This is a genomic window from uncultured Sphingomonas sp. (assembly GCF_937871615.1).
GTDB lineage: Bacteria > Pseudomonadota > Alphaproteobacteria > Sphingomonadales > Sphingomonadaceae > Sphingomonas.
Genome location: NZ_CALMPA010000022.1, coordinates 95954 through 107893, shown reverse-complemented (window position 1 = coordinate 107893; position 11940 = coordinate 95954). Strand labels below are relative to the sequence as shown.

The following is an 11940-nucleotide window of genomic DNA, read 5'->3' as shown; positions in this document are numbered from 1 at the left end:
ACGCACTTCCGCACAATTTCACACCAGGAAATAAACAAATGTACACAGCGAGCACTGCCTTCCTCGAAGCCCTGACGGAAGCAGGCGTCTCTTATATCTTCGCCAATTTCGGCAGCGACCATCCCGCGCTGGTGGAGGCGATCGCGGAAGCGCGGGCGAACGGGCGCAAGATCCCGCGGGTAATCACCGCGCCGTTCGAGATGGTCGGCCTGTCCGCCGCGCAAGGGTTCGCGCAGGTCAGCGGTGCGCCGCAGGCGGTGGTGGTGCATGTCGAATGCGGCACGCAATCGCTCGCCGGCGCGGTGCACAATGCCGCCAAGGGGCGCGCGCCGGTGCTGATCTTCGCCGGCCTCTCGCCCTTCACGCAGGAAGGCGAGCTGAAGGGCAGCCGCAACGAATTCATCCAGTGGATTCAGGACGTGTACGACCAGCGCGGGATCGTGCGCGAATATATGAAATACGACAATGAGTTCCGCACCGGAACCAACGTCAAGCAGATCGTCCATCGCGCGATGCAATTCGCCAACAGCGATCCCAAGGGGCCGGTCTATCTGGTCGGCGCACGCGAGGTGATGGAAGAGGTCGTCGAGCCGGTGACGATCGACATGGCGCATTGGCAGCCGGTGCAGCCGGGCGCGCTGCCGGGGGAAAGCATCGCGACGATCCTTTCGGCGATCGCGGGCGCGCGGCGGCCGATCGTCGTCACCTCTTTTGCCGGGCGCAATCCCGAAGCGGTGGGCGAACTGGTGCGCTTCTGCGAGGCGCTGGGCGTCGGCGTGCTCGAATCGGTGCCAAGCGCGCTCAATTTCCCGCACAGCAATCCGCTCTATCAGGGCAGTCACTGGAACCATCCGTTCCAGAATCCGGTGCTGGCGGAGGCCGATGTGGTGCTGGTGCTCGACAGCGACGTGCCGTGGATTCCCACGGTCAGCCGCCCGCGCGACGATGCGCGGATCTTCCACATCGATGTCGATCCGCTCAAACAGTCGATGCCCTTGTGGTATATCCCCGCCGTCCAGTCGTTCCGCGCCGACGCGGCGACGGCATTGCGCCAGCTCAATCAGGGCATCGCGGCGCTGACGATCGACGCGGCGCGGGTTGCCGAGCGGCGCGATCATTTCGCCGGCCTCCACCAGCAGCGCGCCGCCTGGCTCGCCGAGCGCGAGAAGCCGGCGGAGCATCTGACGACCGAATATGTCATGGCCCGGCTGCGCGCGATGCTGGGCGAAGACAGCATCGTCCTCAACGAGGGTATCACCAACTATCCCGAGATTCTGAACCACATCGCCCCCGACACGCCCGGCACGTTCTTCGCCAGCGGCGGCGGGTCGCTTGGCTGGAATGGTGGTGCTGCGATCGGCGCAAAGCTCGCCGCGCCCGACAAAACGGTCGTCGCGGTGACGGGCGATGGCTCCTATATGTTTTCGGTGCCATCGTCGGTTCACTGGATGGCGAGCCATTACAAGGCGCCGTTCCTGCATATCGTGCTCAACAATCGCGGGTGGAAGGCGCCGCGCTATTCCGCCCTCGCGGTGCACCCGAGCGGCTATGCCGCGAACACCGCCGATCTCGACGTCAATTTCGATCCGCCGCCGGATTATGCCGGCATCGCCGCCGCCGCCGGGGGCGCCCATGCCCGCGCGGTGAAGGAGGTCGCCGAGGTGGACGATGCGCTGAGCGAGGCGCTCCGCGTGGTCCGCGAGGAAGGGCGTTGCGCGGTGCTCGACATCTGGCTCCCGCGAGACTGAGCCGCCTCCCTGCGCGTTGAAACCTGCCCCGCGTGCCGCCCCCCGGCACGCGGTTTTTTTTGCTCTCCCGCTTGCGTACACCGGCGACAGGTGAGCGAATGGTCCGCATGGACGAAAAGCCGGGCAACGCGCTTGTCATCGGCGGCACCGGGATGCTGGCGGGCGCGACTGGCTGGCTGGCGGAACGGTCCGGGCGCACGGTGCTTGTCGCGCGCCACGCATCGAGCGTCGCGGCTGGCGACCATCGCTTCGTGCCGCTGGACGCCGATTGGCACAGCCCATCGTTCGAACGCGATCTCACCGGCGTCGTGGCGCCACTCCTGCCGCTGCGCCACGCATTGCTGTGGCTGCATGATCCGGGGCCGGCGCTGATGTGGCTCGCGCCGCTGCTCGATCAGGCGCGAACCGTGATCGTGCTCGGCGATATGGATCGGCCCCCGCCGCTTTTGCCGTGTAACGGCGCGCTGGTGCGCCTGGGCAGCAAGCCGACGGACCATGGCCGGCGCTGGCTGAGCTATCGGGAAATCAGTGACGCCGCGATCGCCGCGCTGATCGACGGCACATCCCGCATGGTGGGCGATCTGACGCCCGCCAACGAAAAAGGGGCCGGTCAGCCCGAAAGCTGACGCGGCCCCAGTCTCGGAGAACCTCGTTACTTGGCCGAGAAGGCCAGAATGACGTTGCCGGCGGAGCCGTTCTGCATACCGACATAGCCCGACGCGACATAGAGGCGGCCATTCGCCACCACCGCGCCGGACTGGCCGAGCGAGCCGCCCTTGCCAGGAATGCCGTTGATCGTCTGGAAATCGCGCTTCGTATCGAACGTCCACACCACCTTGCCGGTCGGATCGACCGCGCGCAGCGTGCCGTCCCAGCCGCCGGTGAAGACCATGCCCGGCATCACGCTCGCCGGCCCGATCTGGCCGCGGCCATCGGCGCGCATCGGCGCGGTCCACGCCGGCTTGCCGGTCGCCAGATCGAGCGCGGTCAGCCCGCCGCCGGCGCGTTGCAGCGGATAATAGACGTAGCGATTATCCGCGCCGCCACCGAAGATGACCAGCCCGTCCGCCGTCGGCGGCTTGTCGGCATAGAGTTTGGTGCGCCACACCACCTTGCCCTGCTGATCGGGATCGACCGCGACCGCGATACCGGCCTTGCCAGCGCCGATCAGCACATCCTTGCCGTTGGGCAGCGTCTTCAGGATCACGGACGAGCCGCCGAAATCCCAGTCCGGCCCGATCTTGGTCGGGCAATGATTGCCGGCCGGGGCGGTATCCGGGCAACCGAGGACGAAGGCGTCGCCCGCGATTTCCTGGTGGTGCCAGCGAATCTTGCCGGTTTCCATGTCGATCGCGACGATCGAATCCGATGTCGATGCGGCTGGCTCGTTATAGCTGTTGCCCGTGCCGAAATAGATCAGCTTGCGCTTCGGGTCGATCGTCGGCGTGTTCCACACGCTCGCGCCGGACGGCCCCCACATCGGCACGCCGATCTCGTTCTTGCCACGCGAGACGATCGGTTCCTGAATCGACGAGGCATACCAGATGAGCTTGCCCGTGCTCGCGTCGATCGAGGCGACGCCGCCGCTCGATTTGCAGCATTCATATTTGGGATTGGCGCCCGCCAGCGTCTCGGTGCCGGTGAAGGGCACATAAACGCGCCCGCCCCACGCGCCGATCGAGCCGGTCAGCCCATGCGGCTCGTTCGACGGGCGCGTCTTCCACAACAATTCCCCGGTGCGCGCGCCGACCGCGAACACCGTGCCCGACTGGCTGGCGAAGATGACGGCGAATTTCTCTTTCTGCCCGGTCACCGGCTGCACCACCGGCGCGGTGCGGATGCCGCCATCGGCGTGGAACGACCAGTAAGCGCAGCCGGTGTTCCCATCTATGCCATAGACGGTGCCGTTGTCGCTGCCGAAGAACAGGCGACCGCCTGCCGCCGCGGGTTGCGAGAACATGCTTGCCGCCTGTGGCACGCCGAACGCCCATTTCAGCTTCAGCTTCGGCACATCGCCCGCAGCCAGGCCACCGGCATTCTGGAACCGCGCGCTATTCGCCTGCGGGCTCCAGCCGTTCCAGTCATTCGCGCCGAGCGCGAATTCCGGGTTCGCCTTGCAAAGGTTGCTCATCGCCTTCACGTCGGTGCCCGCCGCGTCCATCATCGGGCGCCCGCCGAGGAACTCCGCGACCTGCTTCTTCTGCGCGCGATCCAGCCCGGCTGCCTGTTCCTTCATCTTGCCGTTCAGCATCACGTCGAAGATGCGTTCCGGCGACATCGAATGCAGCGTCGCGAGGTTCGGCACCGCGCGGCCGCCCATCTCCATCCCCTTTTCGGTGTGGCAGGCGGCGCAATTTTCCTGAAACAGCTTCATGCCCGCGGGTGGGCCGAACTTGGGCCGCCCGCCGCTCAGTTCGCCGCCGGGCGCGACCTCCGCGGCCTGGCTCGCATTATCCTGCTGCGCGGCTGAATTGCCGCAACCAAGCAGCATCAGCGGCACCGCGAGCACCGCCAGCCCGGTCGTCGAAGCCAACAACAGCCGAGGGCTGAAACCACGCCCGACTGCCCCGTTACCTGCGCCGATCATGCGCCCCTCCCTTTCGAATTTCGTTGCCGTATATAGTTGGATGACAAACCATGTTGTCAAGCCCGTTGTTGGGCGATATGCCTGCGAAAATGGCCGATGGCAGCGACATTCCGTGTGATTTCGAAGCGATGCGTCGCATGGCGCGGCGGCGGTTGCCGCGGTTCGCGTTCGATTTCATCGACGGCGGCGCGCTTAGCGAAAGCGCGCTTTCGCGCAACGCCGCCGCACTCGATGCGGTGCGCCTGCTCCCGCGCGTTCTGACCGGGGCGACCGCACGTGACCAGCGGACCGAATTGCTCGGCCAGCAATTCGCGGCGCCATTCGGCATCGCGCCGATCGGCATGGCGAATCTCGTCAGGCCCGGCACCGATCTCGCGCTTGCCCATGCCGCGGCGCGCGCCGAAATCGGCTATACGCTGTCGACCGCGGGCACCACCGCGCTGGAGCCGATCGCCGAGGCGGCACCGCGAAGCTGGTTCCAGCTTTATGTCGGGCGCGATCCGGCGATCACCGACGATCTGCGGCGCCGGGCGGATATCGCGGGCTATCCGGTGCTGATCGTCACCGCCGATGTGCCAGCCCCCGGCAAACGGCTGCGCGATCTGCGCAATCGCTTCACCCTGCCGCTCAAGCCGGGGCTAGGCATGGCGCTCGATCTGATGCGTCATCCGGGCTGGGCGCTGGCGATCGCCACCGGCGGCGCGCCGCGCTTCGCCAATCTGGAGGCTTATTCACCGCCCGGCAGCTCTACCCAGTCGCTCGCCGAACTGATGGCGGGGCAAAGCTCCGCCCGGCTCGACTGGGATCTGCTTGCGAAAATCCGCGAACGCTGGCCGCGCAAGCTGGTGCTGAAGGGCGTGCTGCGGCCCGACGATGCGCGACGCGCGATCGCGATCGGCGTGGACGCGATCGGCATATCCAATCATGGCGGGCGCCAATTGGACGCGAGCGTCGCGCCGATCGAGATGATCGCGCCGATCCGCGATGCGATCGGCGGGAACGTGCCGCTGATCGTCGATGGCGGGGTGCGGAACGGCGAGGATATCGCGCGCTGTCTCGCGCTGGGCGCGGATTTCGTGCTGCTTGGCCGCCCCTTCCTCTATTCCGTCGCGGCGATGGGCGGCGCGCGCGGCCCGGCGGCGCTCATCGACATGCTGCGCGACGAACTGGATCGCGCGATGGCGCAACTCGGCTGCGCGCGCATCGCCGATATCGACGCCACGTTGCTGTACGAACGCCCCGGTGCCGCCCCCGATTCTTGTGGAGGGCCGCTCAAGTGACCCTTATACTCGCGCCAGCACAACCACGCCGCGCAAGCGATAGGCTCTTGCGGGCGATTGTCGCGCGCGGGGGGCGTGAATGGCACAACAAAGCCGGCCAGGAGCCGCAGGCAAGGAGGGCAATGTCACCTTGGGACCGCTAAAAGATTATATCGGTTTTCAGCTTCGGCGGGCGCAGGATGTCTCCTTCCAGGCATTCGCAAAGCGCGTCGGCGAGGCCGATCTCAGCCCCGGCCATTTCGCGATCCTTTCGGTCATCAAGGAAAACCCCGGCCTCAATCAGACCGCGCTGAGCCATGCCACCGGGCGCGACAAATCAACGCTGACGCCCGCGCTCAAGAGCCTTGAAAAACACGGCTTCATCTCGCGCGAGCGATCGAACGTCGACCGGCGCGTCTATCATCTGAACCTGACCGCGCCGGGCAAGAATTATCTCCAGAAGCTCGCCGTTCATGCCGAGGCGCACGATCGCATCCTCGACGAGATCGTCGGCGATTTCCACAAGCCGCTGCTGATCCACCTGCTCGAACGAATCATCGAGGAACTGGGCCGCGATCCGAACGAGGATCATTCTTCCTCCAGCGCCTCCACCCGCTGATCGCGCACATCGGGCGGCGGCACGATCCGCCCGCGCAGGCCGGATGCCGCGTCAGCGCGGCGTGGCGGCCCCATATGGTGCGATCAGTTCGGCCACGGTGAAATAGCGCCCCGCCTTCATCACGCCGCGCACCTTCATCAGATCGCGCACATCCGCATCGGGGCGGCCATCGACAAACACGAGATCGGCGAGCTTGCCGGCCTCGATGCTGCCGAGATCGCGCTCCACGCCCTGCGCCTGTGCGGGCACGATCGTCGCGGTGCGCAGCGCCTCGAACGGGGTGAGGCCGAATTTCTGCAACGTGTAGAGATTCTGGAACGTGCTGATCGTGAAGCTGTCGAGCGGCGCGTCGGAACCGATCATCACCTTGCCACCGCCACGGATCACGCGGATCAGATCCTGCGCGGTCAGCCGCGATTGCTCCTCATTGGGGGTGAGGAAGAAATTGCATGGCCCGGTCTTCGCCGCGCAGCCCATGAATTCCTTGAGCGACACCTGTTCCCATACCGGGTAGAGCGCGGCGATGCGCGGATCGTCCGGCAGCCCCGGCAGTTCCAACAACTCCTGCCGCCCGGCGAAATTGGTGGTGGTGATTTCGACCCCGGATTTCTCCAGCGCCTGGAAGATATCGTCATAAACGCCGCCGCGAAACAGGTGCGGAAAGCCGTTGGTCCAGCGCGTCGGGCCGACGAAATGCTCCTCCCCGTCCACGCCATGCGCGATGCCGGGATAAGCGAAATGCGAAGTGACCGACACGCCCATGCGCCGGTGCGCGCGTTCGGCGATCTGCGCCTGCCAGTCCGAACGGAAGCGCATATAGGTCTTGATAACGTCATAGCCGAGCGCCTCCGCGCGCGACAATTCCAGATCGAGTTGCGCCTGATCCTCGATCGGGCGCGAGAAGGACCACATCGGTCGCGATCCTTCCAGCATCTCTCCGGTCATGAAATGGCGCGGGCCGATCCGCGCGCCGGCGGCCAGCGCCTCGCGATCCTCCAGCGCGCGATAGACGGGATCGCCGGTCGAGCGGGTCGAGGTGATGCCATAGGCAAGCCACATCCGCCCCTGCCGATCACCGAGATATTTCGAGCGAAGCTGCTGGTGGTTGTGCATTTCTAACAGGCCGGGCGTAACCGTCAGGTTCGATGCGTCGATCACCCGCGCCGCATCGTCATGCGATCCGTGCGGCACGATTCCGGCGATGCGGTTTCCTTCGATCAGGATATCGACATTCTGCCGTACCTCAGGGTGCACGCCATCCCACAGGCGCCCGGCGTGGACGAGGACGCGGCCCTTTGCCTGCTCCGGCCGCCAGTCGAGCTTCAGCGGCACCGCTCGGGCGCGGCCCGTCTCACGATCGACCAGCTTGAGCACGCCGTTCGCCAGATACAGGATCGTGCGCGAATCCGCGGCCCAGCTTGGCGCGTCGCTCGCCTCGCTGGTCAGCGGCGTGGCCGCGCCGGTGGGCGTGCCATCGGGCGCGACCGGAAGCGCCCAGATACGACTCATCATGCTGAAGGCGAGCCATTTTCCATCGGGGGACCAGACCGGCCCGTCATCCCCGCGAGTCGAGATCGAGCGGTTCGGCACAGCGTCGATCCAGCGCTGCCCGCCGCTCGCCACATCGACCAGCAGGATACGGTTGCGGCTGTCGTTCGCGGCGGTGAAGGCGATCGTCCGCCCGTCGGCGGACCAGGTGGGGCGGCTGGGGAAATCGAGCGCGGGCACCAGCGCGCGATCGGCGCCGCTCGCCACATCGACGATGCGGGTTTCGCCCGTTTCGGTCTGATAGGCGATCCGCGTACCATCCCGCGACCAGGCGGGCGCGACATTGGCATGGGCGGATTGCGCGATGCGCCGCCTGTCCCCGCTGGCCACGTCCATCGTCCATAGCTGCGCGATACCGGAAGCGTCGGTCACATAAGCGATCGCGCGGCCATCGGGCGACCAGACCGGATCGTTCTCGTAAAACGCATCGTCGGTCAGCCGCCGCGCCTTGCCATCGAGATCGGCGAGCCACAGATCGTTGAGCGCCTTGAACACGATCCATTTGCCGTCGGGCGACAGCGCGGGCGCGACGATGCCCTTCACCGGGCGCGCGGCGGTATCGTCGAAATCATAATGTTTGCGCTGATAGCCCGCCCGCTCGAGCCGGAATTCGGCGCTGAACGGCACCACCGCATCCGCGCCGCTCGCCACGTTCAGCGCATGAATCCTGCCGCTGCCGCTGTAGAGCAGACGATCCTCGGCGCGCCATGCCGGGGCCAGCGGGAAGACATCGCTCGCCGCGCCCACCACGCGCGCATTCCCCGCCTCGTCGCGCAGCATCAGCCGCCCATAATCCGGGCCAGCGCAGACATAGGCGAGGCGCTTGCCGGAGGGGGACAGCGCCGGCGCGGTCGCCGCGCCATGTTCGCACGTTGCGCCGGGAACCGCCGCCACCGCCCCATCGAGCGACACGCGTTTCAGCCGGCCCATGTCCGCGAGCAGCAGGCCCTTGCCATCGGGCGCCCAGTTCAGCGCCTGCGGCATCACCAGCCCGCCCACCGGGACGCGGCTGAGCGCGCCGCTGCGCGGATCGGCCAGCCAGATGCCCGCCTTGCCATCGCGCGCGGAGAGGAAGGCGATCGCCTTTCCATCGGGGGACCAGCGCGGGAAAGTATCGTCGAACGCGCCGGAGGTGAGCTGGCGGCGCTGCTTCCCGTCGGCGGACAGGATCCAGATATGCCACATGCCATCGGCATAGGATTGAACCGCGATCTCCCGCCCGTCGGGAGACCAGCTCGGGTGCATCGCCTCGAACAGATCGGGGGTCAGGCGGTGCGCCTCGCCGCCCGTCGCGGCGATGCGCCACAGGCTGCCCTGCAGGTCGATCAGCAGCGCGCCATCGGCCGGCGACGGGTTGATCGAGAAATCGGTTCCTTCGTGCGTGACATAGGAAACCGTCCTCGCCTCCCGCATGGGCGCCGCAAGGCTGCTCGATCCCAGCAACACCGCCGCCAGCAGCCATGCACGCATCATCCATCCTCCCCGAAAGCAGGCCGGGGCCGCGCGAACAGCACGGCCCCGCCATCATCACATCATGCGTCAGTAACGATACACGCCCGTCACGCCGAAGGTGACCGGCCGCACCGTGACGGCGCGATAGTTCTTGGTGATGAGCGAATCCCGATAGATGCCATATTCGGGATGCTGGTTGAGGATATTCTGCCCGAAGATCGACAGATCGAGCCGGTCGAACTTCATGCCGATGCGGAAATTGACGTTGTTCGATTCCGGTGCGCGCGGGATCGTCAGGTCAACGCTCGGTATATTGGGCAACGGCGTATTGTTGTGCGAGAGATACTGATAATCGGCGTGAATATAGGCATCGCGATCGAACGCCTGGAAATCATACTGGCCGGTCAGCGACACCTGCCACGGCGCGATCGGCAGCGGCTCGCCCTTGGGGCGGACGACGATCCCGCCCGCACCCACCGTCGCGGTGGTGTAATGCGCGTCGGCATAGCCGACCGACACGCCCAGCGTGAAGCCCGCGCCCACCTTGGCGCTGACCTGCAGATCGAAGCCCTGGCTGCGCGCATTGCCGAAATTGGCGCCGAACGGCGTGTTGCAGTTCGGCAGCGTCAGGCCGGACTGGATGTCGGTCCAGTCGATCCGGTAAATGCTGCCGTCCATCACCAGCCGGCCACCGAACATCTTGGTCTTCGCGCCCGCCTCATAGCTCCACACCGAATCCGGCTTGATCTGGCGCGGGGCGGAGGTGAAGCCCAATGCGGCGAGATCGGGGCCGCACTGGCTGGAAACCTGGCTGGTGGAGGAGCCGGGGCGGAAGCCCTTAGAGGCGGAGGCGTAAACCATCGTGTCCGGCGTCGCCTGCCATGACACGCCGAATTTCGGCGTCACCGGCTTGGCCGAGGCGTGGGACGTATTGTTGGTGCCCGCGCCGCCCGCCACCGGGCCGGCGGAGAAACCGGCACTGTTATAGGTCAGCTTCGAGGCGCGTGCGCCCGCCGTCACCGTCAGCGTGTCGGTCAACTTGAAATTGACCTGCCCGAACGCCGCCAGTTCCTCGTCGACCAGCGACCCCTGCGAATAGAGCAGGAAGCGGCCCTGATAGAGATCGGTGCCGAAAATCTGGCCGATCGTGATTGGGAAGCCGATCGCATAGCTCAGGATCTGGTTGATGAACGTGCTCTGCACGTCATACGAACTGATCTGCTTGGCGTGCTGGTAATAGGCGCCGAGCACCCAGGTGATCCGCGCCGACGGATCGCTGCTCTGCAAGCGCAATTCCTGCGTGAAGGTGCGCTGCCCCGCGGTCAGATAGGCCGGAGAATATACGTTGCGCAGTGCAGCGGGCGGCGGAATCGTATCGACCGGATGGCCGAAGATCGACGTGAACGACGAAATATCCAGCGTCGTCGAATCATAGATATTGTTGTTGTTGCGATGAAGATACGACGTATCCGATACGATCGTGATCGGGCCGGTATCAATGTTCACCTTCAGCGACGGCAGCCAGAACGTATCGTCATTGGGCGCGCGCACCTGATTGGCGGTGACGAATTTGTTCTGGCCCGGATCGGAATATGCTTTCCAGAACACCGATGAATCGTTGGCGTGCGATTTCTGGTAGAAGAACGCGGGCGTGATGGTCACGTTGGGCGCGGGCTGCCATTTCAGCGCGGCGCGGGCGACCAGCGCGTTGTTCCAGTCGACGTTCTTGGCAACGTCACGCTGATCGTACCAATCGACCTTGTCGATAAAACCACCGTCGTGACGCGCCCAGACGCTCACGCGGAAACCCAGCTTGTCCTCGATGATCGGGCCGCCGACCGCGACGCCGGCTTCATAGCTGGGATCGCCGCCCTTGGTCATCGCCATTTCGCTGCGCCCATAGACGCTATATTTACTGAGGCTCGGCTCCGGCGTGATGAAGCGGATCGTGCCGCCTTCCGATCCGGCGCCGAACAGGGTGCCCTGCGGCCCGCGCAGGATTTCCACGCGATCAAGGTCGAAGATGCGCGGATAGGGATTGCTCGAATCGTAATTGCCGCTGGGGCGCACCTGCACCGGCGTTTCGTCGATATAGACGCCGACGGTCGCGGTGCCCGCGCCCGAGGAGATGCCGCGAATCGAAACGTCGCTCGACGCGCCATTGCCATGCGTGCCCGGCGTGAAGGTGACGCCCGGCGTCAGCGTCGCGATATCGCGGAAGGTGCGGACCGATTGCTGGTCCAACTGATCCTGCGTGAGCGCCGTGATGCTGATCGGCACCTTGCTCAGCGCCTCGGCCTGCTTCGTCGCGGTGACGATGATGTCAGCGATGCCACCATTCTGCCCGGCGGCCGGCGCTGAGCCATCGGCTGACGACGCGGCAACATTCGTCTGCGCGAGCGCCGGAACGGCAACCCCGAGCGCCAGCAGCGACACGGTGATCCTGAGCGCGGAATCGATACGCAACATTAAGTCGATCCTCCCCTTGCCGCCCCCTTATCATCAGGGAGGCAGCGTCTTCTCCCGCCGCAAAATTATGATTCGGACATCCGAAGGTCAACAAATTTTGTTTGTGTTCCAACTTATTTCTCTGAAAACCGTCGCGCCGGATTCGTCGTCAAATCTCAAATGTTTGCGGCGGACGCTTCTTCCTGCAGCGCGATTCCGCCGGGTGAAAGGCGGTCGATTTTTTCGGGAGTGTTATAATTTGACAACAAACAATATCCG

Annotated in this window: 7 protein-coding genes; 4 read left to right on the top strand and 3 right to left on the bottom strand. The window is 65.5% G+C overall.

Annotated features, from left to right (window positions below; translation table 11 throughout):
* Positions 1-38: 38 nt before the first annotated feature.
* Together Q0316_RS05835 and Q0316_RS05830 are read left to right on the top strand one after the other, a co-directional pair.
* Positions 39-1748: a thiamine pyrophosphate-requiring protein gene (locus tag Q0316_RS05835; protein WP_298670602.1), complete on the top strand. Its 1710-nt coding sequence runs from the start codon at positions 39-41 to the stop codon at positions 1746-1748.
* A gap of 107 nt (positions 1749-1855) precedes the next feature.
* Positions 1856-2374, top strand: a complete 519-nt coding sequence (locus Q0316_RS05830; protein ID WP_298670601.1) for a hypothetical protein — start codon at positions 1856-1858, stop codon at positions 2372-2374.
* Between the two features lie 26 nt (positions 2375-2400).
* Here the strand turns inward: Q0316_RS05830 and Q0316_RS05825 are convergent, their stop codons facing one another.
* Positions 2401-4335, bottom strand: a complete 1935-nt coding sequence (locus tag Q0316_RS05825; protein WP_298670600.1) for a PQQ-binding-like beta-propeller repeat protein — start codon at positions 4333-4335, stop codon at positions 2401-2403.
* Positions 4336-4424: 89 nt separating this feature from the next.
* Between Q0316_RS05825 and Q0316_RS05820 the strand changes: the two genes are divergently transcribed.
* Positions 4425-5615 carry an alpha-hydroxy acid oxidase gene (locus Q0316_RS05820; RefSeq protein WP_298670599.1) on the top strand — a complete coding sequence of 397 codons (1191 nt, stop codon included), beginning with the start codon at positions 4425-4427 and terminating at the stop codon, positions 5613-5615.
* Between the two features lie 130 nt (positions 5616-5745).
* Entirely contained in the window at positions 5746-6213 is a 468-nt protein-coding gene (locus tag Q0316_RS05815) for a MarR family winged helix-turn-helix transcriptional regulator (RefSeq protein WP_298670598.1), read from the top strand.
* A 51-nt stretch (positions 6214-6264) separates the two neighbouring features.
* On the opposite strand, the gene Q0316_RS05810 is transcribed toward Q0316_RS05815, so the two are convergent.
* Both Q0316_RS05810 and Q0316_RS05805 read right to left on the bottom strand, forming a co-directional pair.
* Positions 6265-9234, bottom strand: coding sequence for an amidohydrolase family protein (locus Q0316_RS05810; protein ID WP_298670597.1), 2970 nt, complete (start codon positions 9232-9234; stop codon positions 6265-6267).
* A 66-nt stretch (positions 9235-9300) separates the two neighbouring features.
* The gene (locus tag Q0316_RS05805) at positions 9301-11682 is read right to left on the bottom strand and encodes a TonB-dependent receptor (protein WP_298670596.1); all 2382 of its coding nucleotides are present in this window, start codon (positions 11680-11682) and stop codon (positions 9301-9303) included.
* Positions 11683-11940: the final 258 nt, after the last annotated feature.